The organism is Lysobacter humi (ex Lee et al. 2017) (assembly GCF_054781815.1).
The window spans coordinates 651,343-676,659 of sequence record NZ_BAAGTR010000009.1 but is presented as its reverse complement, the minus strand read 5'-3'; the positions used below and the strand labels follow the sequence as shown (position 1 = coordinate 676,659).

Sequence of the window (25,317 nt, the reverse complement as noted above, 5' to 3'; positions counted from 1 at the left end):
CTTTTTCATCATGAGCACCGTCTAATCCGTTATCGACCCGGAGCCGGCCATGTCCCTGCGCGACGTCCTGAGGATCCCCAGCCGCGAGATCACCGACGAGGCCGTCTACCGCGACCGGCGGCGGGTGCTCGCGGCCCTGTCGGCCCTGCCCGGTCTGGGCCTGAGCGGCTGCGCCGAAGCCGAGCCGCCACCGGCGCCCGCGACGCGTCTCGACCCCGCGCGGATCCGCGCGGGCTTCGCGACCCGCGAGGAGCGCACGACCTGGCTCGACGCGACGACGTACAACAACTTCTACGAGTTCGGGACCGGCAAGGCCGACCCCTCGCGCGCCGCGCGAACGCTCCGTACCCGGCCTTGGTCCGTCCGGATCGGAGGCGAGTGCACCAAGCCCGGCGTCGTCGCGCTGGACGACCTGCTCAAGGGCGTGCAGCCGGAGGAGCGCGTCTACCGCCTGCGCTGCGTCGAAGGCTGGTCGATGGTGATCCCATGGCTCGGCGTACCGCTCGCCTCGGTCCTCAAGCGCTTCGGGCCGACATCGAAGGCGAAGTACGTCGCCTTCACCACCCTCGCCGACCGCGCGCAGATGCCCGGCCTGTCCTATCCCGCGCTCGACTGGCCCTACCGCGAGGGCCTGCGCATCGACGAGGCGATGCACCCGCTCACGCTGCTCGCCACCGGCCTGTATGGCAAGCCGCTGCCGCAGCAGAACGGCGCGCCGCTGCGGCTGGTCGTGCCGTGGAAATACGGCTTCAAGAGCATCAAGTCGATCGTGCGGATCGACTTCACGGAAGAGCGCCCACGCACCAGCTGGAACGTGGCGGACGCGCGCGAGTACGGCTTCTTCTCCAACGTGAATCCCGCGGTCGACCATCCGCGCTGGAGCCAGAAGACCGAGCGCCGGATCGCCGGCACCGGCAGCAAGCTGTTCGCCGACCGGATTCCCACGCGCCTGTTCAATGGCTACGCCGACCAGGTGGGGTCGATGTACGCGGGGTTGGACCTGCGCAGATGGTTCTGAGCACGGGCTCGTCCGCGGGCGCGCGTCGCGCAGCGCCTGCCGCGGGGATCATCGTCGCGAAGTTCGTCGTCCACCTGGCGGCCCTCGCGCCGGCGATCTGGCTGGCGCTGCAGGTCTGGCGCGAGCTGCGGACGGGCAGTGGTGCACTGGGCGCCGACCCCGTCGCGGCGATCGAGCACTTCCTGGGCCTGTGGGCGCTGCGGCTGCTGCTGGTCACCCTCGCGATCAGCCCGCTGCGCCAGCTCACGGGCCAGGCGGTGTTGCTGCGCTTCCGACGGATGCTCGGGCTCTACGCCTTCTTCTACGCCACGCTGCATTTCGCGGCCTACCTCGCCCTCGACCTTCGCGGCTACTGGACGGACATCTTCGCGGAGATCGCAAAGCGCCCCTACATCACCGTCGGCTTCGTCGCCTGGCTGCTCCTCGTCCCGCTCGCACTGACGTCGACACGCCGCGCCATGCAGGCGCTGGGTCGGCGTTGGGGCCAGCTCCATCGGCTCGTGTACCTGATCGCCGTGCTGGCCGTGCTGCACTTCTGGTGGCTGGTGAAATCCGACATCCGCGAGCCCGCCTTGTATGCGGCGCTTCTGGCGCTTCTGCTGGGCTGGCGCGCCTGGCGGCGGTGGATGCCCGTTAGCGGGCGCCGTAGACCAGCAGCAGGCTGAGCGCGCCCGCAAGCAGCACGGCGGCGAAAAGCAGCCAGGGCACTCGGCGCGCGGCGCGACGCAGCTCCGGCTGCACGCTCGGCGCCGGCGGGCGGGCGGGGACTTCGGGCGACGCCTTGCGTGCACCAGCCGGCCGGGCCGCCTCCACCACGAAGCGATGCTGGCCGCCGACGACGAGCTGGTCGCCCGGCTCCAGCAGCGCCCGCGTGATCGCATAGCCGTTCGCGGCGACCACCCCGGCGCGACCGGACACATCGGCGAGCACGCCGTCCGCGACGAGCTGCAGGTCGACCTCCCGCTCGGCGACGGCATCGTCGTCGAGCAGGATCGCGTTGTCACGCGCCCGGCCCAGCGTCACGCCGTTCTCGAGCGGAAAGCAGCGCCCATGATGGCGTCCCGCCACGCAACGCAGGACGACACGCGCATCGCCGCCGCGCACGGGACTGGATGCCGCCGGCGGGGCCTCGGGTCGTCGTCCCTGAAGCACGCATTCGACCCCGTCGAGGAACAGCGAGTCGCCGGCACGCAGCATCGCCATGTGCCGCAGCGCCCGCCCGTTGACGTAGGCGCCGCGCACCCCTTCCGCGAGCTGCAGCCACACGCCTCGCGAATCGACGTAGACGTGCGCCAGCGGCGTGTCCGTGGCCCCGGGCCGCCCATGCAGGAGCGCCGACGCGAGCGCATGCACGCCCGGGTCGAGGACCAGGACGTCGCGCTCGCTGTCGAGGGGGCGCAGTCGGAGGGAAGTCACGCGGCCGGAATCTAGCATGCCCACGCGGCCTTGCCCGGCGGTGGGTGACAATGGTCGCCCGCGCCTACGACGAGACCGCCATGTCCACCATCGACATCCGCCACGCGCATTCGCTGCCGCCCGCACAGGCCCGGGACTCGGTGCAGCGCCTGTCCGACACGCTTTGCGAGCGCTTCGGCGCCACATCCGCCTGGGTCGGCGACAGCCTGCGCTTCGAGCGCAGCGGGGTCGACGGCGAGATCCGGCTCGAGCCCGGCCTCATCCACGTGACCGCGAAGCTGGGCTTCCTGCTCGGCGCGATGAAGGGGCCGATCGAACAGGAGATCCGCCGCGTGCTCGCCGAGCGGTTCTCCTGACGTCGGGCGCGACGCGCCCGGTATAGTCATGCGCCCCGACGCCCTCCCCGCCCCATGACGCCCGTCGCCGCGCTCATCATCGGACTGCTCCTCGCCGCCATCGCCGCCGCCGTATGGGCGGGCTACCTCTGGCGTATCCGTCGTCCACATGAAGTCACGCGCGAGGGCCTGAAGATCCTCTCGGCGATGCGCTGGCGCGAATTGTCGAACCTGATCGTCGACGCACTCGGCGCGTCCGGCTTCGAGCGGGAGAGTGCGGAATCGCGTGCCGCGCGTGGCGCGCAGGGCGACGTCGTGCTGCATCGGGAAGGCCGCCCCTGGCTGCTGCAGTTCCGCCAGGGCCTCGCGAACACGATCGGCCGCGACGCGGTCGAGGACTTCGTGCGCCAGATCCGCGTCCACCAGGCCGGCGGCGGCCTGCTCATCACGCTCGGCCGCGTGGAGCCTTCCGCGCGCGAGGTGGTGGCGAACATCGAGCTGGTCGACGGCGACGGCCTGTGGAAGCTGGTCGAGCCGCGGTTGCCGGCGAGCGTCCTGTCCGAAGTCGAGGCACGCGCGCAGGCACGCACGTTGCGCGGGAGCGCGGTCGCACTCGCGGTGTCGACGATCGCGGGCCTCGCGCTCGCCTGGCTGCTCGTCCACTTCGTTGCCGAGCCCGAGGTGGGGGCAGTGCCGGACGCGGCGCTGTCGTCGCCCCGCCCGCGCACGGCGGCCGCGCCTGCCGATACGGCGGAAAAGCCCATCGTCGTGCCGCGCAGCGAGGAAGAGCAGCGCGTCGACCTGGCGCACCAGATCGCGACGCTCCCGGGCGTCGACCGCGCGGTCTGGTCCACACGCTCGACGCTGCAGATCTTCATCACCGATCCGGAGCTGGCGACCGACGAGCGTCTGTGCGCGGTGATGATGCCGAACGAGCTGCTGCGCGCATCGCGCCTGCAGCTGCAGAACCCGCCGGAGAGCGGCGTGCCCGTGCGGTTCAAGCAGTGCGCGAGCTATTGAGCGCAACGCCGGCGCCCGGCGTCGGCGCGTCGGTCCCAGTGGTCGGAAACGGTCGAGCGGCCTAGGCCGCTCGACGCATGTCAGCCGTCGAAGCGCGAGAACACCAGGCACGCATTGGTGCCGCCGAAGCCGAAGCTGTTGGACATCACGGTCCGCAGCGCGGCCGGCGTGGTCTCGCGCAGCACCGGGTAACCTTCGGCGCGCTCGTCGAGGCGCTCGATGTTGTAGGAGGCGGCCATGAAGCCGTCGCGCATCATCAGCAGGCTGTAGATCGCCTCGTGCACGCTCGCCGCGCCGAGCGAATGGCCGCTGAGCGCCTTGGTCGACGACAGTGGCGGAATGGCATCGCCGAAGACTTCCCGCACCGCCTGCAGCTCCGTGATGTCGCCCACGGGCGTCGAGGTGCCGTGCGTATTGAGGTAATCGATCGGCCCCTGCACGCCTTCCAGTGCCATGCGCATGCAGCGCACCGCACCTTCGCCGGACGGCGCGACCATGTCCACGCCGTCGGACGTCACGCCGTAGCCGACCAGCTCCGCATGGATGCGCGCGCCGCGCGCCTGCGCATGCTCGAGCGATTCGAGCACCAGCATGCCGCCGCCGCCCGCGATGACGAACCCGTCGCGATCCGCGTCGTACGGGCGCGATGCGCGTTCGGGCGTGTCGTTTGAAGCGGTCGCCAGCGCGCCCATGGCGTCGAACTGGCAGGTCATGCCCCAGTGCAGTTCCTCGCCGCCGCCGGCGAGGATGACGTCCTGCACGCCGTGGCGGATCAGGTCCGCGGCCGCCCCGATGCAATGCGCCGACGTGGCGCAGGCGGCGGAGATCGAATAGCTCACGCCGCGGATGCCGAACGCGGTCGCGAGCGCCGCGGACACCGTCGAGCACATCGTGCGCGGGACCATGTACGGCCCGACACGCCGCACGCCCTTGGTCTTCAGCAACTCGCCGGTTTCGATCTGCCACTCCGGCGAGCCACCGCCGGAGCCGGCGATCGCGCCGGCACGCGGCTGGCGGAGCGTTTCGGGATCGAGGCCCGCATCCTCGACGGCGCGCACGGCCGCGACGTAAGCGTGCCCGGCGGCGTCGCCCATGAAGCGGCGCAGCTTGCGGTCGATGTGCGCATCCAGATCGATGTCGGGCACGCCGGCCACGCGGCTGCGCAGGCCGAGCGTTTCGTATTCGGGCACGTAGCGCAGGCCCGACCGGCCCTCGCGCAATGCACCGGAAACGGTGTCGAGATCATGGCCGAGGCAGGACGTGAGGCCCATGCCGGTGACGACGACGCGCTGCATGTCAGAAGCCCTCCGTCGAGCCGAACAGGCCGACGCGCAATCCGCTGGCCACGTAGATCTCGCGGCCGTCGACGTACGTGCGGCCATCGGCGATGACGAGCGCCAGCTTGCCGCGCATCACGCGACGGATGTCGATCTCGTAGCCGACGACCTTCGCCTCGGGCAGTACCTGCCCGGTGAACTTGACCTCGCCGACGCCCAGCGCGCGGCCCCGGCCGGGCTCGCCGAGCCAAGGCAGGTAAAAGCCGGCGAGCTGCCACATCGCATCGAGGCCCAGGCAGCCCGGCATCACGGGATCGCCGAGGAAGTGGCAGCCGAAGAACCAGAGGTCCGGCGTGATGTCGAGCTCGGCGCGCATGACGCCCTTGCCGTATCGGCCGCCCTCCTCGGAGATGTGCGTGATGCGGTCGAACATCAGCATCGGCGGCGCCGGCAGGCGCGCGTTGCCGGGGCCGAACATTTCGCCGCGGGCGCAGGCCAGCAGCTGTTCGCGGTCGAGGGAGGAAGGTCGCGTCATCGCTCGGGATACGGGGGAAAGCCCGCAAGTCTAGCCGTTGAACCGCGAGGCTCTCAGTTCGCAGGCGAATGGTGTGCGAATGACGCGGCCGGCGGAAGCGACCGCTTGGCGGCCGCCGCGGCGTCCTCTATACTGCGCGGCCTTCACGGGCGGTTAGCTCAGCGGTAGAGCATTGCCTTCACACGGCAAGGGTCGCAGGTTCGAACCCTGCACCGCCCACCAGGTTCCAGCGCGCTCGCCGCGCCACGAAAGGCCGCCTCCGGGCGGCTTTTTCGCGTCCGGCCCTCGGCCGATGGCATGGAACCTGCGACACCCCGCGGTATCACCCGACGGGAGCGACGATGCGAGCGCTGACCTATCACGGCGGTTTCGATGTCCGTATCGAGAACGTGCCGGACCCGCGGATCGAGGCCGCAGACGACCTCATCCTGCGCGTTACCGCCACGGCGATCTGCGGCTCGGACCTTCACCTCTACCGCGGCAAGGTGCCCGGCCTGGCGCCCGGTGACATCCTTGGCCACGAGTTCATGGGGATCGTCGAGGAGGTCGGCCCCGCCGTGACGCGACTGCGCCGCGGGGATCGCGTCGTCGTGCCCTTCACGATCGCCTGCGGCGGCTGCTTCTTCTGCGAGCGCGAACTCTTCGCCGCCTGCGAGACGACCAACCCCGGCCCGGGTGCACTGCTCAACGGCAAGGGGCTGCGCCCCGGTGCGGGCATGTTCGGCTACACGCATCTCTACGGCGGCTACGCGGGCGGCCAGGCGGAGTTGGTGCGCGTGCCGAAGGCGGACGTCGGCCCGCTGAAACTGCCGCCGGGCGTGGCCGACGAGCAGGTGCTGTTCCTCTCCGACATCCTCCCGACGGGCTACCAGGCCGTCCTCAATGCAGACGTCGGCCCCGGCGCCACCCTTGCCATCTTCGGTGCGGGCCCGGTCGGGCTGATGAGCGCGGCATGTGCACGGATGCTCGGCGTCGAGCGGATCTGGATGGTCGACCACCATGCGTATCGGCTGCAGTACGCGGTTGCCGCATACGGGGTGACGCCGATCAACTTCGACGACGTGCCCGACCCCGCGGCGGCGATCATTGAGCAGACGCGCGGGCGCGGCGTCGACGCCTCGATCGAAGCCGTTGGCTTCGAGGCCAAGGGCAATCCGGTCGACACCGCGCTCGCAAACTTCAAGCTCGAAGGCTCGAGCGGAACCGCCCTGCGGCAGGCGATCGCAGCGACGCGACGCGGCGGCACGGTGAGCGTGCCCGGCGTATACGCCGGCTTCATCCACGGCTTCATGTTCGGCGACGCATTCGAGAAAGGGTTGAGCTTCCGCATGGGACAGACCCACGCGCAGCGCTATATGCCGGAGCTGCTTGAGCACATCCTCGAAGGCCGGCTCAATCCCGAAGCCATCATCACGCATCGACTGCCGCTCGAGCAGGCGGCGCTCGGGTACCGGCTGTTCGATCGGAAGGAGGAGGACTGCAGGAAAGTGGTACTCACGCCCACCGCCCACTGAGCTGGGCGCGAAAGGCGTCGACGGCGGCAGCAGCCGTGCACGAAATTCACGGCTGCGAAAACCTTGCCCGGCCATACGTCGCCTTAACCGCGGTAGACCTAGTGTCGCGGGTCTCTGGAAACGAGATCCGTCATGGCCGACGCGCACCCTTCCGTCCTGATCGTCGACGACGACACCGGCTTCGCGAAAGCGGCCGCCGACTTCGCCCGCTCACGCGGCTTCGACGCATCCGTGGCGCACTCGCTCGAGGAATCGCGACGGGCCATGGACCGGAAGACGAACGACCTGATGATGCTGGACGTATCGCTGCCGGACGGCACGGCTTTCGACCTGCTCGAGGAACTCGGTCCCAGCCGCCAGAGCCGCGTTGCCCTGATGACGGGCGAGCGTTCGGCCGAGATCGCGGCGCGCGCGGTGGGACTGCCGGTGCTCGACTACCTGCTCAAGCCGCTTTGCCCGCAGGAGTTCGATGCGCTGCTCACGGATACGTCCGCCTGGGCGCTCGCACGCAGCGGTGCCAAGCGGCTCGGCGGCCTCGTCGGCGAATGCGAGGCCATGCATCGGCTGGCCGACGACCTCGAGCGCATCGGTCCGGCGCGCGTTTCGGTGCTCGTCACCGGCGAGAGCGGCACCGGCAAGGAGCTCGTTGCGCGGGCCCTGCACGAGCGCAGCCGCCGCCGCGGGCCTTTCGTCGCGGTCAACTGCGGCGCGATCGCGCCCGAGCTCCTCGCGAGCCACCTCTTTGGCCACGAGCGCGGCAGCTTCACCGGTGCGGCGCAGCGCCATGTCGGCTACTTCGAGCAGGCCAACCGCGGCACGCTGTTCCTCGACGAGATCACCGAAATGCCGGCTCCGCTGCAGGTGTACCTGCTGCGTGTTCTCGAAACGGCGGAGGTGACCCGCGTCGGTGGCACCGACTCGATTCCGGTCGACGTGCGGATCGTCGCGGCGACCAATCGCGATCCGATGACCGCCGTGGAGCAGGGCCTGCTCCGCGAGGACCTCTACTACCGCCTCGCCGACTTCATCGTCGCGCTGCCGCCGCTGCGCGCGCGGGGCGACGACGTCGTGGTACTCGCCCACCTCTTCATCGACCGCCTCAACACGGAGTACGGGCAGGACAAGCGCCTGGCGCCGGACTGCACGCGCATGCTGCGGCGCCATGCCTGGCCCGGAAACGTGCGGGAGCTGCGCAGCCTGTGTCAGCGCGCCTACCTGATGAGCGATGGCCCACTGGTGCATATCGCCCCGGATACACGCCGTCCGCAGCCGATGCACCAGGACGAGGCGAGCATCGTGTTCCACGTGGGGATGAGCTATGGCGAGGTGGAGCGCGAGATGCTTCTGAAGACGCTCGCGCGCGTCGACAACGACAAGACCGAGGCGGCGCGGATCCTCGGGGTGAGCGTCCGCACGATCCACAACCAGCTCGCGCGCCTCGCGGTGGGTGACGGCCCCGCGCTGCATGCCTGACATCTACGATCCGCTCGGCCCGTTCGAGATCCCGGGCCCGCCCTTCGCCCCGCCTCCGCATTACACCGGCCGCTGGCGCCATGACCTGTCGAACGAGGTCAATGCCCTCACGATGGCGACGGCCGCGGCGCGTCGCATGCTCGACCGGGGTGACGTGCAGGCGGCGGCGATGAACCTGGCGCGCGCCGAGGAGGCCGGCATGCGCTGCGTGCACCTGCTGCGCCACCTGCCGCCGACCGCCTAGCGGCACGCTGCCACAGAACGTCGCACGCAAAAAGAAAGGCCCGCTCGCGCGGGCCTTTCCGTCATCCGTCGGAGCGTATCAGTGCGAGGAGCTCGTACCGGACGAGGCATCACGGCCGGACGAGCTGCCGTCCTTGCCACGCGATGCGCTGCTGCGTCCGGCACCGGATTCCTCGTTCTTCGAACCCGAGGACTGGCCCGCCGAGAGCGAACCGGACTCGCCGGAGAGCGACGAGGACGACTGCGCGCCGGACGCGCCCTGCGACAACGAAGCGCCCGACTGGCCCTGCGAGCTGCTGCCGGCGGACTGCGAGGCGCCGGACTGCGCGCCCTGGCCCTCACGCTGCGACTGCGAACCCGAATTGCCGAGCGACGCCGTTCCGAACGACGACTGGCCCTGCGACGATGACTGCGACGACTGGGACTGATGCGACGACTGCACCTTGATGCGGTTGTCGATGTTCCGCACGCCCGAGCACGACTCGGCGATGTCCTCGATGCGGTGCTTCATCCAGCGCTGCTCGACGTTGCCCTCGAGCACCACCGTGCCGCCCTCGCAGCGAACCTCGACGTCCGAGGCGTCGATGTCGTGCGCACTGCTCAGCCGCTCGTTGAGATCGTCGATGATGCGCTCGTCGGAACGGACATAGTTCTTCGGGCCGCGACCGCGACGCGACTGCTGCTGGCCACCGGTCGACGACTGCCCGTACTGGCCGTAGCCGTGCATCCCGCCCTGCGCGCCCTGTGCGTACTGCGACTGGCCGCCCTGCCCGTACATCGACGACTGGCCACCGCCCTGGTGCATCGAATGCGAGCGCTGGGAAAGGCTGTCACCAGTGCCGAACTGGGACTGGCCGGCACCCAGCTGCGAGTTACCGAAGCCGTTGCCCTGCTGTCCGTATTGCTGCGACCCCTGACCGCCGTGCTGGCTGCCCTGGCTCATCTGCGTGGAGCCGTAGTCGCCCTGGCCCTGCCAGCTGCTGAAGCTGCCACCGTGCTGGCCGTACGGGCTCGAATAGCCGCCATGCACGCCGTGCTGCGACGCACCGAAGCCGCCCTGCAGGTATTCGCGATCACGGGAGAACTCGGCGCCGGCGAAGCTGCCCTGCGAGCCGTACTGCTGCCCGTAGCCACCACCCTGCTGGCCGTAGCCGGAGCTGCTGCCGTAGCCCTGACCCTGCGAGCGTCCGCCGGATGCCTGGCTCTCGCCGCCGTAGCTGCCGTATCCCGACGTGCGGCCGTAGTTCTCGCCGAAGCCCTGCGACTGGTTCTGCTGCGAGCTACCGTGCAGCTGCGAGCCGTAGCCCTGCGACGAGCCGAACGCCTGCTGGTAGCCGCCCTGCCCCGAACCGAACTGCTGCGGCTGCTGCGAGCCCTGCGAGCCGTACTGCCCGGAGCCGTACTGCTGCTGGCTACCCTGGCCGAAGTGCTGCGAGCCTGAGCCCTGCGACTGGCCGTACTGCGAGCCACCATAGCCCTGCGACGGGCCGTACTGCTGCGAGCCACCGCCCTGCCCGTACTGCTGCGAACCGGCGCTCTGGCCGTACTGCTGCGAGCCGCCCATGCCATGCGACGAGCTGCCGAAGCTATGCGAGCCGAAGCCCTGCCCGCCGGAGCTCTGCTGGCCGGAGTCGGACGTGCCGTAATTGGTCTGACCGTACTGGTTGCCGCGGCCGAACATCTCGCCTTGGTTCATCTGGTTGTTGTAGCCGACGTCCCACTGGCCGCTCTCGCGGCCATGGCCCTGTCGCGCGGCCTGGCCCTGATCGGCCTGATGCTGCCCACCGATGCCGCCGTGCGAGCCGTAGTTGCGGCTACCGGACTGCTGACTGCCGTGTTCGTTGTGATGCATGTCGTCTCTCCTTTCGTTGAGCCAATTGCGCCCTGCGTTGATCGCCTGAGCCCCGAGGCGCATGACGTCGGTCGCGACCTCCCGGATCTGGCGTCCCATCTGCTGATCACGCACGTCGAATTCCTCCTGTGTAGTGGTCGTCCGGCGTGTACCCGCCGCGCGAATCGCGACGAACGATCCCGCGCAAGACACGTGCCAGCGACCACCTTCGCAGATGCGTTGTTTCGCGCAGGTGCATGCACTGTGCGCACGTCGTTTGTTCAGGGCGCGCGCAGTTTTTTCAGTCGTTCATGTGAGAACGGAACGCTCACGCGCAGTTGACGCTGCGATGGCATACCGTCTGCGACAGTACATCCGAGGCTCCGCCTCCCTATCCCCTACCGAGACGCACACCATGAAGAAGATTCTCGCCATCGCGATCACGTCCCTCGTCCTGACTGCCTGCGGCAGCCGCGAGCAGGCTGACACCGCCGCCACCACCGATCCGGCCGTGACCGGCGCCGATACCACTGCGCCGGCGACGGATCCGGCCACGATGCCGGGCGCCGACACGGGCGCGGGCGCCACTACCGGCGACACCACCGGCACGGGCACCGATATGGGCACGGGTACCGGCACCGGCACGGGCACGGGCACCGACATGGGCACCGGCACAGGCACCGGCACGGGGACGGGCGTCGACGCCGGTACCGGCACCGACACGGGCGCCACCAATTCGACCACCACCGGCACCGACGCGAACCAGCAGAACCAGTCGACTCCGCCGACCCCGTAATCGGCTCGGGTGGTATGCAGCAACCGAACGGCGGCCTCTCGGCCGCCGTTCTTCCTTGCGGGTTCGACGACGCACGCACAGCGGCATGCGCGCAAGAGGCGTCAGACCGGCAAGGGCTTCGCGCGGCGGATCAGCTCGCGCGCCTCGTCGGGAAGGTCGCGCCTGGCCGCATCTTCGAGCGTGTAGCGCTGCGGCGAGCGCACCCGAGCGAGCTCGGCCCACGTGATCGGCACCGCGGCAGGCGCGCCAGCACGGGCGCGCAGGGACCAGCTGGCCACGCTGGTTGCGCCGCGGCCGTTGCGCAGCCAGTCGATAAAGATGCGTCCCTTGCGCTTGGCCTTGCTCATCGTCGCCACGTAGCGATTCGGCGCCTGGCGTTCCATCGCATCTGCGAAGGCATCGCAGAACATTCGCACCTGTTCCCAGTCTGCGCGCGGCTTGAGCGGCACGACCACATGCACGCCCTTGCCGCCCGACAGCTTCGGGAACGATTCGAGTCCGACGTCCAGCAGGCGTGCACGCACGTCCTTCGCCGCCGCCTTGATGTCCGCCCAGCCCACGGTCGGGTCGGGATCGAGGTCGAACACCATTCGGTCGGGCCGCTCGAGCGTCTCGATGCGCGAACCCCACGGGTGGATCTCGAGCGTGTTCATCTGCACCAGGGCCATCAGCCCGGCGAGATCATCGATATAGAAGTAGGTGGCCTCGTCACCGTCGTTCTCGACCAGCCGGTACGGCCGGATCGACGCGTCGAAGCCGGGCTTGACGTGCTTCTGGAAGAAATGCTGGCCGCCGATGCCGTCCGGGCATCGCACGATCGACAGGAGCCGACCGGAGATCTCCTCGAGCAGGCGCGGTGCCGCTGCAAGGTAGTAGTTCCAGACATCCTGCTTGGTGTAACCCTCCGCGGGATAGACGACGCGATCCGGGCTGCTGAGATCGGGCAGCGCGTCCGCGGCCGGCGATGCACCGCGTGTGCGGCGCGATACAGGCTTCTTGGTGGCGGCCGCGGCCGACGTGCGCACGGGCGCCGAACCGCGTGCGGCTGCGGGCGCCTTCTTCGACGCCGCGGACTTCTTCGCGGTCGCGCGCCCTGCACGCCGTGGCGCCTCGGGCTCGGGTTGTTCGAGCGCAGCAGGCGTGGCGGGCTTGTCGTCGCGCACGCGGTGGAACGATGCCTGCCTCACCAGCCCCTCCTTGCCCCAGCCGCGGAAGAACACTTCGACCACCATTTCCGGCCGCACCCACTGGATGCGCCCGCCGGGCAACGGCACGTGCTTCGGGATCTCGACGATCGGCGAGTCGGTCTCGATCGCGCGGAGCCGGCGGTGCAGGTCGAGGAGCAGCGTGTTCGTCATGCCGGAGCCGACGCGGCCCGCATAGACGAGCGTACGGTCCTTGTACTGGCCGAGCATGAGTGCGCCGATCCCCTGGCGGGCACCCTTCGGTGGCGTGTAGCCCACCACGACGAAGTCGCGCGTGTCGGCCGCCTTGACCTTCAGCCATTGCTCCGAGCGGCCGTCGACGTAGACCGAATCGGCGCGCTTGCTGATGATGCCTTCCATGCGCCGCTCGCGCGCCGCGTCGAAGATCTCGGGGCCGCGCCCGACGATGTGCGTGCTGTAGAAGAATCGCGGGTCGACGCCTTCGAGGAGCCGCTCGAGCAGCGCCTTGCGCTGCAGGAGCGGGACGCCGCGGAGGTCATGTCCGTCGAGTGCCAGAAGGTCGAAGACGACGTAGCGCAGGCATTCCGCATCGCGCTGCATGAGCGCACGCTGCAGCGCATTGAAGTCGCTGTACCCCGACCGATCGATGGCGATCAGCTCGCCGTCGAGTACGGCCGGGATGCCGAGCCCGCCGAGCATGCGGATGAGTTCCGGTGCGCGATCGTTCCAGGCGATGCCGTTGCGCGACCAGAGCAGCGGCGCTGCGCCGGACTGCCCGATCAACCGGTAGCCGTCCCACTTCCACTCGTGGATCCAGTCCTCCCCCGGCGGCGCCGCGGACGCGGCGACGGTGAGCATGGGCTGGACGAACTCGCCCATCGGGAAACGCGCGCCGTCGGCGAGCCTTGCTGCATCGCGGCGCAATGCACGCAGGTCGCGGCGGCCGGTCACGGCAAGCGGCGGCTTCGCCGACTTCCTCGCGGCCGTCTTTGCACCGCGGGTCGCCTTCGCAGGTTCGGCGCCTGCGGGCGATGCACTTGCGCGCTTGGCCGCGGCCGACGGCGTGCCCGCGATGCGGGTCGATCCGCGAGGAGACTTTGCGGGCGTCGTGCCGACGGTTCCACGGGATCGGGCTTTTGCAGGTGTCGCATCCACGTCGAACCCCTTGCGTGCGCGGATTTCCAGGCCCTCGCGGGTCGAGGCGCCCGGCGAATCGACCGGTGGCGCGGGCAGCGCCTCGATGAGGTCGTCGGCCTCGAGGTCGGCGGCGAACTCGTCGGTGCGCTTGAGCAGCATCCACTGCGCCTTGCTGCCGCGCTTGTGCGTGCGGATCAGTGACCAGCGCCCTTTCAGCCGCTCGCCTTCCAGCCGGAAGTCGATCCGGCCCTTGCGCATCGCACTGTCGAGGTCGCCCTCGGGCACCCAGGTGCCGTGGTCGAAGATCGCCATGTGCCCGGCGCCGTACTCGCCCTCGGGAATGAGCCCCTCGAAATGCGAGTAGGTGAGCGGATGGTCTTCCGTCTCCACCGCGAGGCGCTTCTCGCCCGGCCGGAACGACGGCCCCCGCGGGACGGCCCAGCTGCGGAGCACGCCGTCGATCTCGAGCCGGAAGTCGTAGTGGCGCGCGCGGGCGTGGTGCAGCTGCACGACGAAGCTGAGAGGGCCCCCGCGCTTCTTCGGGCGATCGCCCTTCGGCTCCGGCGTGCGCGCGAAGTGTCGCTTGCGGTTGTATTCCTCGAGCGCCATGCGTCAGGCCCGCTTGGTGCGCGTGCGCTTGGTCGTGGCGGTCGCCTTGCGCGCGGTCTTCTTGGCGGCCTTCTTCGCCGGCGCGCGGGCGTCCCCCTTCTTGTCGAGACTCTTCTTGAGCAGCGACATGAAGTCGACGACGTTGGTGGCGGTCTCGACCTCCTCGTCCTCGGACTCCTCCTCGATGCGGGTGGTGCCCTTCGCCTTGATGCGCGCCTTGATGACCTCCGACAGCCGCTCCCGGAACTCGTCCTTGTAGTTCGCGGGCGTCCAGTCCTCGGTCATCGACTCCATCAGCATCTCCGCCATTTCCATCTCGCGCGGCGTGACGTGGTAGCTGCGCGCGCTACCGGCGGGAAGCTCGTACTCGGAGACGTCGACCAGCTCCTGCGGGAAGCGCAGCAGGATCAGCATCAGCGCATCGCCCTGCGGGATCAGCATGCAGAGGTATTCGCGCGTGCGGATCACGACACGGCCGATGCCCACGCGCCCGTTCTTCTTGAGCACTTCGCGCAGGAGCACGTAGCCCTTCTCGGCCTTCTTGCCCGGTACGAGGATGTAGGGCTTTTCGAGATACGCGGGCGAGATCGAATCCGCGTCGACGAACGACTCGATCGCGATCGTCTCGTGGTTCTCCGTCGCCGCGCGCTCGATGTCCTCGGGCTTCAGGACGACGTAGTTGTCCTTGGAGAACTCGTAGGCCTTGACGATCTCCTTCCACGGCACTTCCTCGCCGGTGTCGGAGTTCACGCGCTCGTAGCGCACCGGGGAGTTGTCGCGTGCATCCAGCATGCGGAAGTGGATGTCGTTGCGGCGCTCACCCGACATCAGTTGGATGGGAATGTTCAGCAGGCCGAACGAGATCGATCCTGTCCAGATGGGCCGAGCCATGGGCGTCTCCAGAGGTTTTCCCCACCCTCGCGCACGCGCCGTACTCGGCGGGTGAAGCGGCCACGCGGCGATAATGCGACCTTCCCCCGGGAGCGCCGCGATGGCCGAGATCCGCCTGTTCCACAACCCGCGCTGCTCGAAGTCGCGTGAGGCGCATGCGCTGCTCGCTTCGCGCGGCGTCGCGTTCGAGGAGATCCGCTACCTCGAGACGCCACCGACCGTCGACGACCTTCAGGCGCTTGTTGCGCGGCTCGGCCTTCCGGCCCGCGCGCTGCTGCGGACCTCGGAGGACGCGTACGCGGCGCTCGGACTCGACGACGCCGCGCTCCCCGACGCGATGTTGCTCGCGGCGATGGCTGCGCATCCGCAGCTCATCGAACGGCCCATCCTCGTCGTGGGCGACCGCGCCGTGATCGGGCGTCCGCCGGAGCGCGTGCTCGAGCTGCTGGACTGACGCCACGCGGCGCATGGCGCGAGGCGCCACGCGCCCGAGCGGCCGTCGACGCGCCGAGCAGTACCGTCGTATCGAAACCGGCAATGGGCGCGCGAGGGCATATGCCGCAGTAGCGCAGCACCATCGCGCGGTTACGTCTCACGACCCGCATGGCATCTGCGCGCCCGACCCCGCCCGCCGTATCGTCAGCCGCGGCGGCCGATCCGAGCGCGCTCGAGCCACCAGAGCGCGCCGCTCGCGAGCAGCCAGCCGAGCCACCAGGGCCATCGGCGCCCCGGCTGCTCCGGCGCGGCCGCAGTGTTCGCGCGCTGCGCATCGGGTGCCGTGGCGCGCAGCCTCTCGGTCGCCTCGTGGACGGCATGCGCGTGCAGGCCCGGCGCCTCGTCGTCGCGACGCACATGCAGGATCGCCGCGAGCGTCCCCGCTTCGACACGGTGCAGACCGGCCTGCCGCGGCCAGAACGCGGCACAGGACCCGCTCGGTCGCGACGTCTCCGGCAGCGGAACCGTGACCGTCCCGTCGGGCGCGGTGACGCGGAGCGCGCCGCGCGCGTTGCAGAGCACGAGCCGCCGATGCGGCCGCGCGTCACCCTCTACGCTCAATCGCTCGGCCGACAGCGGGCGCGCCAGCGTCGCGAGCACCCCGCTCCAGAGGTCGCCATGCGCGTCGTCGCGGCCTGCGAGCACCAGGCGGTGGCTGTCGACGACCGTCAGCAGCCCGATGCGTCCCAGCCCTTCCGTGCGCCACGCACCGAGCGGTGCGCCGTCCACATCGCGCAGCAGCGTCGCACCGTCGAGCGGCGCGGCCTGCAGGTCGCGGCGGCTCAGGACAGGCGTTTCAGGCAGCGGGCCATCGGGCGCGCGCGGGGCATCCCGCGTGCCGGGGCCGAGGCGTGCGCGCAGGGCGTCCTCGTCCGGTGCCGGTGGCACCACGCGCGCCGGCATCGGGCGCGCATCGCCGCCGAGCGCGAACCCGAGCGCGGCGAAACGCCGGCGTTCCGCAGCGGACGGCGCACCGGTGAGGCGTACCAGCACGCCCAGGCCGCCGCGCACCGACTGGAGCACCGTCGCTCGGCCGCCTTCGCCCAGCGCGGCCCACGTGCGGTCGTCGACGACGAGCACGTCGGTCCGCGCGAGCGACGCGGTGTCGAGGCGCGCATCGCCGATCGCGAGGCCGCCGCCAGCGTCGATGCGCGAGCGGGCCTGCAGCCCGGCGTCCTGCATCCAGCGGCGCAGGTACTTGACCTCGGGTCCCGGCGCGGCGGCGACGAGCACCACGCGCGTTGCGGGCACGTCGTCGATCAGCACAGGCACGTCGATGCTCTCGACCGGGCGGCGACGTTCATCCCGCAAGCGCAGTGCGAATGTCGCGACCCCGGGCGCGTGCGCTCGGCCGCCCAGCGTGAACCGGCCGTCGGCACCGACGGAAACGCGATCGATCCGTCGCCCCGCGGGGTCGAGCAGCTCGACCGTCCCCCCGTCGAGCCGATGCGTGCGGCCGGAGACAGTGAACGATGCGCCGGTGCCGACACGCGCAGGGCTCAGCACCTCGACAAGGCCGCGGGGCAGCGGCGCGGCCACGAACTCGACAGCGAGCCCGCGCACCGCGTCGCGGTCGCGCGGCTCGAGGCCGCGCCCGACGATGCGCAGACGCGTGATGCCGGGGTACCGGCGGAGTGCCGTAGCGAGGTCCGGTACACGCTCGAGTCCCGCAGCCGGGTCCGCCTCCGGCAATGCGATGCGCGACGCGCTCGGCGGGCCACCGGCGATTATCGCGGGGGTTGCATCGGCGGTGACGACCAGCAGCATGCCGGCTCGACCGCGCTCGGGCGGCGGAAACAACGCGACATACAGCAGCGCAGCGCATGCCGGTTGCGCGAGAACGAGTACGACGACGCGCAGGGCATGCGAGCGCTGCGCGGCCGGCGTGCGCAGCTGCCGCAGCAGCAGGCGCGCGACCGCCAGCAGCGTCGCGAGCGCCAGCATCGCGCCCACGGCCACCTGCAGCTCCGATGCGGGCCACCGGAGGAGGTCCTGGATCATGGCGCGCCCTCCCGGCGCAGCGCATCGAGATAACGTCGTGCGGTCGCGTCGTCCGTGGGACGTCGCGGTACCGGGGCGGGCGGACGCGTGAGCAGCGGCCAGAGCTGCGCCCGCAGCGCGGCGCGGCAGCGCACGCAGGCGGGGTCGTCGCGCACCGCTTCCGCCGCACCGAGCAGCGCGAGCGGGTCCTGCACGCGGCCCGCGTTCGTGCGCAGCCAGCGCTGGAGGCCTGCGAGGTCCGGGCTCCCTCGTCGCTGCGGCGCGGGCTCGAGTGCGCGCCACAGGCCCGCGAGCACCGGATCCCCGGTCATCCTTGGCACGAGCGGGTCGTCGCGATCGGCGAGCCCGGTGCGGTCGCCGGTGAGCCGGCGCCCCTCGTCGATCGGCGGCAGCTGCGTGCCCGTCCGCGGCAGGTAGATGCGGCTCGCCTGCTGCACCTGCTTGATGAAGCCGAGCGCCCGGTACGCGTAGGGCAGCGCCTGTTCCGGATGCCCCTGCCGCAGGTGCAGTTCCGACTGCCACATCTCGTCGAGCGCGGCCTTGAGCGTCGCGCGCGTCTCCGGATCGAGCAGCGTCGCGGCTTCGGCTTCGTCGTGCGTGTGCCCGAAGGCTTCGAGAACACCGCCGGATTCCCCGAAGGCAGGCGCGCCCTGCGTCGCGCCCGCGGGTGCGTCGTCGTGCGCGCCCGGCGGCTCGCCGGCGTGGTCGCGGTCGCCCGCGCCGCCGTCTTCCGCATCGTTGGTTGGCAGCGCGGGGCCCTCGTCCGCCTCCTCGCCGAGGAACTGCCCGTAGCGCAGTCGCAGGATCCGCTGGTCGACGCCGATACCGTCGCTGCGCTCGAGGTAGCGCTCGGTATCGAGGCGGCGCTTCTCCTTCAGCAGGGCCTCGGCGTCGAGGATGATCTGGCGCTGGCTGCGGAAGTACGCCGGCATCACGCGCTTGACCATGCCGTCGAGCCCGGTCGTCTCCACGTCCGGCGGCGGCGGCCATCGCAGGATCAGGCTCGCGCTGCGCGCCGACTGCGGTGCCGGGCTGCGGCGGTCCTGCACGATCAGCTGCGCGATGAGGTCGTCGCCGGCGGCAAGCCCGAGCGCGACGGGATCGAGCGTGCGCGCATAGCGGCGACGCGTCGGCGGGCCCGATCCCGCCACGTCCACGACCTGCTCGCGGAAGGTGATGTTCTCCCCGCTGCCTTGCGCGAGCGTGATGCGCAGCCGCGCCACGGGTGCGACGCCGTGGTCGTCCGTCGCCTCGAACTCGAGCGTCCAGCGCCGCTGGCCCGGCGCGAGCAGCGTAAGTCCCCGTTCGGGCCGTAGCACCCGCACCTGCGGCGCGCGGTCGACGACCGCATCGAGCCGGTGCCGTGCACGCGGCGACAGCGGCGGCGCGCCGTCGAGCTCGATGCGGTAGAGCGTCGGACGCGACACGACCACGTCGGCGTACCAGGCGTCACCGTCGCGAACGAGCGGCGCGCGCCGGCCGTCGTGGAACACGAGCGAGGCCGCCGACGGCTGCGGCGTAAAGCGCAGCCTCCAGTCGACCCGGCTTCCCTCCGGCACGCGCGCGTCGAGTGCGTCCTGCTCCCTCGGCCGAAGACCGGTGTAGCCCGGCGGTGTAATGCGCAGGCGTGCGTGGGTTAGACGCGACTGCGTGGCAGGTGGCGTCCCCTGGATGCCCGACAGCAGCCGCTGCACGGCGTCGTCCTCTCGCGTCGGCCACAGCCACGCCCCACCGACCACCAGCAGGGCAGCGACATGCGCAAGGGCGATCCGCCGCAGCGACCACGCCGGTGCGGGATCCGGCGGCGGCTGATGTTCCAGGCGGCGCAGCACCCGCGAGCGCTGCAGGCGCTGCAACGCGCCGAGCGCGTCGGGGTCGGCGAAGAGCAGGTCGCTGCTGTCGTCAAGGTCGCGCCGGCGTGCGTCGAGTTCGCGGACGAGCCACGCGCGATCGAGCCGCATTGCCCGTCGGATCGCGATCCCAGGGATTAGGATCAGCGCGACGAGTGCCGACACGATCGCGATGCCGACCCCCGCCGCGCGCATCGCAACTGCAGCGGTGGCGAGCGGCAATGCGAGCCCGACCGCGAGCGTGTCGAGCGCGCGCCGGCGGCGCGCATGCGCGAGCATCGCGTCGAGGCGCGCCACGATGCTCATGCGCCCGCCCTGCCCCGGCGGCCCGTGGCGAGCCAGCGCTCGACCAGGAACAGCATCCCCGCAAGGAGCGCGAGGACCCCGCCCAGGTCGCGCGGCTGGATGGGAAACGCGTCGCCGCCCAAACGCGGCAGCATCTCCGCCGCGCGTGCACGGCCGGGTGGTGGCGGCGAGACCGTGATCGCGTCACGCACCAGCGCCGGGAACGTGCCGTCCAGCAGTTCCGGGATCGCTTCGGGGGTCAGCGGCCTGGAGAACCGCAGCAGGCGCCCGCGTCCGAATGCGCTGCCTTCCACCAGCGCATGGCCGCCGTCGTCCCGCACCAGCGTTGCCGGCGCGGGTGCCTTGTCGACGACGGCCTCGATATCGACCAGCACCACACCGCCGCGACGGGCCCAGTCCAGCACCCCGGCCGGAACATCCCCCGGCACCAGCCACGCGAGCGCGCCGGTCGTCGGCAGTGCGGCCGTCGGCGGTGCGATGTCGACTGCCGGGGATCCTGCGAGCGCGATCGCGGTCGCGCGCATGTATCGCGCGGCCTCGCGTCGCGCTGGTACGTAGCGGACAGTGAGCCGGGTCGGCGGGCTCGGCGTGGCGCGCGGCGCGTGCTTCGCGGCCGTCGGAACGATTTGCCAGTCCACGCGTCGCGACAGGCGCGGGCGCTCGCCGTCCACGCCGTCGAGCACCGCGGGCACCACGATCGTCAGCGGGACACCGCGCGGCAGCGTGGCGTCGAGTTCACGCGCCAGGCTCGCGACCGAGCCGCCTGCCCGGGGCATGCCGTCGAGCGCAGGGAAGCCCGGTGCCAGCCAGAGCCAATGCGCATCGGCCGGCGCCCGCACGTGCGCGCGCAGTGCGACGACGTCGAGCCCCGGCGCGACCGCCACGCGCGGACGCAGATCATCGGCGCCCTCGAGCACCGGACGCGCGAGAAGCAGCGCAGTGGCAGCGACGAGCAGCAGGCGCACCAGCAGCAAGGGCCATTCGTCGAAGCGGATGCGATGGCGCGGGCGTTGCTTGGTTCGCAGCCAGCGCAAGGCCGCGAAGACCGTGGGCCGCTGCTCGCTGCGCCGCGCGAGGTGGATCAACGCTGGAAGCAGCAGCGCGGCGAGCGCAGCCAGCCCGGCCGGCAGCAGGACGAACAGGCTCATGCGCGCGCAGCCGCCGTGTCGACGGCGAAGAGCCGACGCAGCGCGTGCTCGGGCGGCTCGTCAAGCACGTGGGTGGCATGGCGGATGCCCGCGGCCTCGAGGCGCACGCGCATCGCCTCGCGCGCCGCGCCGAAGCGCGCGAGGAACTCGTCGCGCATCGCCGCGCCGTCACCGAGCAGTTCCTCGCCGGTTTCGGGGTCGCGGAACCGGTGCCCGCCCTCGAAGGGGAAGTCACGCTCCTCGGCGGTCTGGATCGCGATCGCGAGCACGTCGCGCCGGGCCGCCGCGAGCCGGGTCGCGACGTCGATCGCAGCGTCGTCCAGCAGGTCGCCGAGCAGGATCACCATGTCGCCCGGGCGGATGCGTTCCCACAGCGGGCGGGTTCGCGCGTCGTCGGGCCAGCGACCGGCCGCGTCGAGCGCCTGCAGGACCTGGACGATGCGGTCGCGCTGGCGCGACGTCGCGGCAGGGGTGATCACGCCGACGCCGTCACCGCGCAGTGTCGCCAGGCCGAAACGATCGCCCTGCCGCAGCGCGAGCTCCGCGATGCAGGCCGCGAGCACGCGCGCGGCGTGGAGCCGCGTCCACGCCGCGCGTGCGTCGTCGCCCTGCCCCATCGAGGCCGTGGCATCCACCAGGATCCACACGGCCAGGGGGCTCTCACGCTCGGCCTCGCGCACGAAGAAGCGGTCGGAGCGCGCGTAGAGCTTCCAGTCGACCAGCCTCAGCTCGTCCCCCGGCTCGTAGGCGCGGTACTGCGCGAACTCGAGCCCGCTTCCGCGGCTGAGGCTGCGATGCAGGCCGATGCCGTGCTGGCCGATCGCGCGACGCGAGACCAGCCGCAGGTCCTTCAGCGCCACACGCGTCGACGGCGGGATCAGCCCCGCGATGGCGGCCGGACTGCGCATGGATCAGGCGGCGAACGGAACCGCGCGGAGCAGCGCGGCGACGACGTCGTCGGCCGACTTCTGCTCCGCCTCCGCCGCGAACGAGAGCAGAAGGCGGTGGCGCATGACCGGCGCGGCCAGCGCGGCGACGTCGTCGCGCGTGGCCGCAAGGCGGCCATGCAGCAGCGCGCGCGCTTTCGACGCGAGCACCAGCGATTGCCCCGCGCGCGGTCCCGCGCCCCAGCGCACCCAGTCACGCACCTCGGGCGGAGCGCCGGGACCCGGACGGCTCGCCCGCACCAGGCGCGTGACCCAGCCGAGCAGGTCGGCGCCGAAGTGCACCTCGCGGACGCGGGCCTGCAGCGCGAGGATCTGCACGCCGTCCATCACGCGCGGCACGTCGGCCTGCCGGCTGCCTGTCGTCTGCAGGAGGATCGCTTGCTCCTCCGCCTCGGTCGGGTAGTCCACGCGGATGTGAAGCAGGAAGCGGTCGAGCTGGGCTTCGGGCAGGGGATACGTACCGGCCTGCTCGAGGGGATTCTGCGTCGCGAGCACGAAGAACGGCGACGGCAGCGCATGCGTCACGCCCGCATAGCTCACGGTGCGCTCCTGCATCGCCTCCAGCAGCGCGGCCTGCGTCTTCGGTGGGGTGCGGTTGAGCTCGTCGGCGAGCAGCAGGTGCGTGAACACCGGCCCCTTCTGGAACCGGAAGCTGCGGTGCCCGGTGCCGTGGTCCTCCTCGAGCAGCTCCGTGCCGAGGATGTCGCTCGGCATCAGGTCCGGCGTGAACTGCACGCGGCGGAAGTCGAGCGCGAGCGCCTGCCCCAGCGAACGCACCAGCAGCGTCTTCCCCAACCCGGGCACGCCCTCGAGCAGGCAATGGCCGCCGGCGAGCAGGCCGATGAGCAGCTGCTCGACGACGTCCTGCTGGCCCACGATGGCCTCGGCGATCGCGGCCCGCAGGCCGCCCAACTGCGCGAGCTGCGCTTCGATGTCGGCTTCGGTCGGGGATGGGCTGTTCATGGTGTCCAGTGGGCGGTCAGCTGTTGAGTGCGTACATCACGATGTTGACGGCGAACTTCGTGTTGTCCTCGGCGAGGAAGCGCTTGTTGCGCCAGTCGTAGTCCCATTCGCAGCCATAGTCCTTGTTGCTGTAGAGCACGCCGAGCCGGCCGTCGATCGTGATGCCTCTGAGGTAGTCGTGGACGAGGTCGTCGCCCCACCCGTTCAGCTCGAACGCGGTCGCCGGCGGACCATCCTTGAACACGAAGAAACTGCGGTACAGCGCGTGGGTGTTCGGCAGCTTCTGCAACGCCTTCGCGCCGAAGATCGACGCCATCTGCGCCTCGAACGACTTCGCGAACAGCCCGTCGATGTCATGGTTGCAGTCGTCGACGAACACGAAGCCGCCGTTGCGGACGTACCGCTCGAAATTGCGACGCTCCGCCGGGTTGAACTCGACGAGCTTGTGGCCCGCCAGGTAGCAGAACGGCGCGTCGAACACCTTCGGGTCGGCGAGCGCCACGACGCGCTCGCGCGGGTCGACCCGCAGGTTCGTGTAGTCGATGAGCGCGGTAAGCAGGTTGGAGGGCATGCGCTGGTCGACATCCCAGTCGCCCGAGTCGTACTTCAGTCGCGTCAGCCAGAAGTCCACGTCGCCCGTCGCCGCACGCGCGAGCGACGGGACGAGCGCGCCCGCCGCCCCGGCGAGCATCAACCGCAGGAACTCCGCACGCGTCACAGCGATCGCGCGGTGTTGATCACGTTGATGCCGTCGAAGCGCGCCGTGCTCGCCCCGTGAGAGACCGCGGAGACCTGGCTCGGCTGGCCCTTGCCGTCGAAAAACGAGCCACCGAGGCGGAAGTCGCGCGCGTCGCAGATCGCCGTGCACGCATTCCAGAACTCGGGCGTGCGGATCTGGTAGGCGGCGTCCTCGACGAGGCCCGTCACCTTGCCGTTCTCGATCGAATAGAACAGCTGTCCGCCGAACTGCGCGTTGTAGCGCTGCTGGTCGATCGAGTACGAACCGCGGCCGTGGACATACAGGCCCTTTTCGACATCCTTGACCATGTCGGCCACCGAAAGCGGCTTCTTCCCGGGCATCAGCGAGACGTTCGCCATGCGCTGGAACTGCACGCTCGACCAGGAGTCGGCATAGCTGCAGCCGTGCGACGCCTTGTGGCCGAGGATGTGCGCCTCGTCCCGCGTGGCCTGGTAGTCGACGAGGATGCCGTCGCGGATCAGGTCCCATTCGCGCGTCTTCACGCCCTCGTCGTCCCAGCCGACGGCCGAGAGGCTGCCGGGCCGCGTCTTGTCCGCCACGAAGTTCACGATCTCCGATCCGAAGCGGAAGCCCTGCTCGCGCTTGTCGAGCGTCGCGAAGCTGGTGCCCGCGTAGTTCGCCTCGTAGCCGAGCACGCGGTCGAGCTCCAGCGGGTGGCCGACGTTCTCGTGGATCGTCAGGAACAGGTTCGACGGATCGATGACGAGGTCGTACTTGCCGGGCTTCACCGATGGCGCCTTGAGCTTCGCCCGCGCATCGCGCGCGGCCGCAACGGCGTCGGCCATCACATCGTAATTGCGCCCGTAGCCAACCACGCCGCCCGGCAGCGCGAAGCGGCCCTCGGCGGTGGGATCGAGGTACTCGTAGCCGAGGCCCATGGGCGCCGACAAGCCGTTCCGCGTGCGGAACTTGCCGCTCGCCTTGTCCACGGCGGTGGCGGTCAGCGGCAGCCAGATACGGTGCACGTCCTGGTCGATGTAGCTGCCGTCGCTCGACGCGAAATATTTCTGCTCGTTGATGACGAACAGCGAGGAATTGAAGAAATCGGCGCCCGCCTTCATGCCCGCCGCATTCACCGCGAGGAGCAGCTCCACCTTGTCCTTCAACGGCACGGCCATGGCGTTCCGTCTCACAGGCGTCGCCCAGCGCACTTCGCCCGTGCCCTTGACGGCTGCCAGCACGACAGGCGTCGTGCGCACCTTCGCATTCGCGCGCGCGATCGCGACCGCCTGGCGGGCGGCCGCGGCGACGGCGTCGGGCGTCTGCACATGGGTCGCCGCGAAGCCCCAGGCCCCATGTGCGAGCACGCGGATGCCCACGCCCGAGGACTCGGCGTTGACGACGTTCTCGACGCGGGCCTCGCGCGTGATCACCGACTGGCTGAGATAGCGCCCGACGCGAACGTCGCAATACGTCGCACCTGCCTCGCGTGCCGTGGCGAGCGCCGCATCGGCCAGCGTGCGGCGGCGGCCGTTGTCGGCAGGCTCAAGGAGCGCCTCGGCGGCCATGCTGCGGCCGTGGGGCAGCGCGAGCCCGGCGAGGCCGAGGCCGGTCAGGCTGAGGAAGTCGCGTCGATGCACGGCGTG

Annotated in this window: 22 protein-coding genes and 1 tRNA gene; 10 read left to right on the top strand and 13 right to left on the bottom strand. The window is 70.7% G+C overall.

Annotated elements, in window-relative coordinates; all coding sequences use genetic code 11:
* Window positions 1-49: 49 nt before the first annotated feature.
* Both msrP and ACYVJJ_RS10065 read left to right on the top strand, forming a co-directional pair.
* A complete protein-coding gene (msrP, locus tag ACYVJJ_RS10070; RefSeq protein WP_460833206.1) occupies window positions 50-1,018 on the top strand; it encodes a protein-methionine-sulfoxide reductase catalytic subunit MsrP in 969 nt (322 codons plus the stop codon).
* Window positions 1,009-1,683 (top strand): protein-methionine-sulfoxide reductase heme-binding subunit MsrQ, encoded by a 675-nt coding sequence (locus tag ACYVJJ_RS10065; protein ID WP_460833204.1) that lies wholly within the window; start codon window positions 1,009-1,011, stop codon window positions 1,681-1,683. Before msrP ends, ACYVJJ_RS10065 begins: the two co-directional genes overlap by 10 nt.
* On the opposite strand, the gene ACYVJJ_RS10060 is transcribed toward ACYVJJ_RS10065, so the two are convergent.
* Window positions 1,652-2,434, bottom strand: a complete 783-nt coding sequence (locus tag ACYVJJ_RS10060) for an FHA domain-containing protein (RefSeq protein WP_460833202.1) — start codon at window positions 2,432-2,434, stop codon at window positions 1,652-1,654. The two genes, ACYVJJ_RS10065 and ACYVJJ_RS10060, sit on opposite strands and share 32 nt — an antisense overlap.
* An 80-nt stretch (window positions 2,435-2,514) precedes the next feature.
* On the opposite strand from ACYVJJ_RS10060, the gene ACYVJJ_RS10055 reads away from it, so the two are divergent.
* Window positions 2,515-2,790: a polyhydroxyalkanoic acid system family protein gene (locus ACYVJJ_RS10055; protein WP_460833200.1), complete on the top strand. Its 276-nt coding sequence runs from the start codon at window positions 2,515-2,517 to the stop codon at window positions 2,788-2,790.
* A gap of 54 nt (window positions 2,791-2,844) precedes the next feature.
* A complete protein-coding gene (locus ACYVJJ_RS10050; RefSeq protein ID WP_460833198.1) occupies window positions 2,845-3,789 on the top strand; it encodes a restriction endonuclease in 945 nt (314 codons plus the stop codon).
* 80 nt (window positions 3,790-3,869) lie between these two features.
* Here the strand turns inward: ACYVJJ_RS10050 and fabB are convergent, their stop codons facing one another.
* Both fabB and fabA read right to left on the bottom strand, forming a co-directional pair.
* Window positions 3,870-5,084, bottom strand: coding sequence for a beta-ketoacyl-ACP synthase I (fabB, locus tag ACYVJJ_RS10045; RefSeq protein WP_460833196.1), 1,215 nt, complete (start codon window positions 5,082-5,084; stop codon window positions 3,870-3,872).
* Window position 5,085: 1 nt separating this feature from the next.
* Window positions 5,086-5,601, bottom strand: a complete 516-nt coding sequence (fabA, locus tag ACYVJJ_RS10040; RefSeq protein WP_460833194.1) for a 3-hydroxyacyl-[acyl-carrier-protein] dehydratase FabA — start codon at window positions 5,599-5,601, stop codon at window positions 5,086-5,088.
* A gap of 147 nt (window positions 5,602-5,748) precedes the next feature.
* Between fabA and ACYVJJ_RS10035 the strand changes: the two genes are divergently transcribed.
* From ACYVJJ_RS10035 to ACYVJJ_RS10020, 4 genes are all read left to right on the top strand, one after another.
* A tRNA-Val gene (locus tag ACYVJJ_RS10035) sits at window positions 5,749-5,823 on the top strand.
* A 119-nt stretch (window positions 5,824-5,942) separates the two neighbouring features.
* Window positions 5,943-7,115, top strand: a complete 1,173-nt coding sequence (locus ACYVJJ_RS10030) for a zinc-dependent alcohol dehydrogenase (RefSeq protein WP_460833193.1) — start codon at window positions 5,943-5,945, stop codon at window positions 7,113-7,115.
* Window positions 7,116-7,247: 132 nt separating this feature from the next.
* Window positions 7,248-8,588 carry a sigma-54-dependent transcriptional regulator gene (locus tag ACYVJJ_RS10025; RefSeq protein ID WP_460833191.1) on the top strand — a complete coding sequence of 447 codons (1,341 nt, stop codon included), beginning with the start codon at window positions 7,248-7,250 and terminating at the stop codon, window positions 8,586-8,588.
* A complete protein-coding gene (locus tag ACYVJJ_RS10020) occupies window positions 8,581-8,832 on the top strand; it encodes a hypothetical protein (protein WP_460833190.1) in 252 nt (83 codons plus the stop codon). The genes ACYVJJ_RS10025 and ACYVJJ_RS10020 overlap by 8 nt, the downstream gene beginning before the upstream one ends.
* A gap of 78 nt (window positions 8,833-8,910) precedes the next feature.
* Here the strand turns inward: ACYVJJ_RS10020 and ACYVJJ_RS10015 are convergent, their stop codons facing one another.
* Window positions 8,911-10,683 carry a BON domain-containing protein gene (locus ACYVJJ_RS10015; RefSeq protein ID WP_460833188.1) on the bottom strand — a complete coding sequence of 591 codons (1,773 nt, stop codon included), beginning with the start codon at window positions 10,681-10,683 and terminating at the stop codon, window positions 8,911-8,913.
* Window positions 10,684-11,077: 394 nt separating this feature from the next.
* Here ACYVJJ_RS10015 and ACYVJJ_RS10010 point away from each other — a divergent pair, with 394 nt between their 5' ends.
* A complete protein-coding gene (locus ACYVJJ_RS10010) occupies window positions 11,078-11,458 on the top strand; it encodes a hypothetical protein (RefSeq protein ID WP_460833186.1) in 381 nt (126 codons plus the stop codon).
* Window positions 11,459-11,559: 101 nt separating this feature from the next.
* Here the strand turns inward: ACYVJJ_RS10010 and ligD are convergent, their stop codons facing one another.
* On the bottom strand, window positions 11,560-14,370 hold the full coding sequence (ligD, locus tag ACYVJJ_RS10005; protein ID WP_460833184.1) for a DNA ligase D: 2,811 nt from the start codon (window positions 14,368-14,370) through the stop codon (window positions 11,560-11,562).
* A 3-nt stretch (window positions 14,371-14,373) separates the two neighbouring features.
* Window positions 14,374-15,261 carry a non-homologous end joining protein Ku gene (ku, locus tag ACYVJJ_RS10000; RefSeq protein ID WP_460833182.1) on the bottom strand — a complete coding sequence of 296 codons (888 nt, stop codon included), beginning with the start codon at window positions 15,259-15,261 and terminating at the stop codon, window positions 14,374-14,376.
* Between the two features lie 100 nt (window positions 15,262-15,361).
* Here ku and arsC point away from each other — a divergent pair, with 100 nt between their 5' ends.
* Window positions 15,362-15,715, top strand: coding sequence for an arsenate reductase (glutaredoxin) (gene arsC / locus ACYVJJ_RS09995; protein ID WP_460833180.1), 354 nt, complete (start codon window positions 15,362-15,364; stop codon window positions 15,713-15,715).
* Window positions 15,716-15,900: 185 nt separating this feature from the next.
* Here arsC and ACYVJJ_RS09990 read toward each other — a convergent pair whose 3' ends face one another.
* From ACYVJJ_RS09990 to ACYVJJ_RS09960, 7 genes are read right to left on the bottom strand one after another with little or no spacing between them, the layout of a single operon-like run.
* Entirely contained in the window at window positions 15,901-17,757 is a 1,857-nt protein-coding gene (locus ACYVJJ_RS09990) for a carboxypeptidase regulatory-like domain-containing protein (RefSeq protein ID WP_460833178.1), read from the bottom strand.
* On the bottom strand, window positions 17,754-19,913 hold the full coding sequence (locus ACYVJJ_RS09985; RefSeq protein ID WP_460833177.1) for a hypothetical protein: 2,160 nt from the start codon (window positions 19,911-19,913) through the stop codon (window positions 17,754-17,756). The genes ACYVJJ_RS09990 and ACYVJJ_RS09985 overlap by 4 nt, the downstream gene beginning before the upstream one ends.
* Entirely contained in the window at window positions 19,910-21,061 is a 1,152-nt protein-coding gene (locus ACYVJJ_RS09980; RefSeq protein ID WP_460833175.1) for a BatA domain-containing protein, read from the bottom strand. The genes ACYVJJ_RS09985 and ACYVJJ_RS09980 overlap by 4 nt, the downstream gene beginning before the upstream one ends.
* Window positions 21,058-21,969 (bottom strand): DUF58 domain-containing protein, encoded by a 912-nt coding sequence (locus ACYVJJ_RS09975; RefSeq protein ID WP_460833173.1) that lies wholly within the window; start codon window positions 21,967-21,969, stop codon window positions 21,058-21,060. Before ACYVJJ_RS09975 ends, ACYVJJ_RS09980 begins: the two co-directional genes overlap by 4 nt.
* Before the next feature lie 3 nt (window positions 21,970-21,972).
* Window positions 21,973-22,971, bottom strand: a complete 999-nt coding sequence (locus ACYVJJ_RS09970) for an AAA family ATPase (protein WP_460833171.1) — start codon at window positions 22,969-22,971, stop codon at window positions 21,973-21,975.
* A 16-nt stretch (window positions 22,972-22,987) separates the two neighbouring features.
* Entirely contained in the window at window positions 22,988-23,662 is a 675-nt protein-coding gene (locus ACYVJJ_RS09965) for a DUF4159 domain-containing protein (protein WP_460833365.1), read from the bottom strand.
* A 23-nt stretch (window positions 23,663-23,685) separates the two neighbouring features.
* Entirely contained in the window at window positions 23,686-25,311 is a 1,626-nt protein-coding gene (locus tag ACYVJJ_RS09960) for a TldD/PmbA family protein (protein WP_460833169.1), read from the bottom strand.
* Window positions 25,312-25,317: the final 6 nt, after the last annotated feature.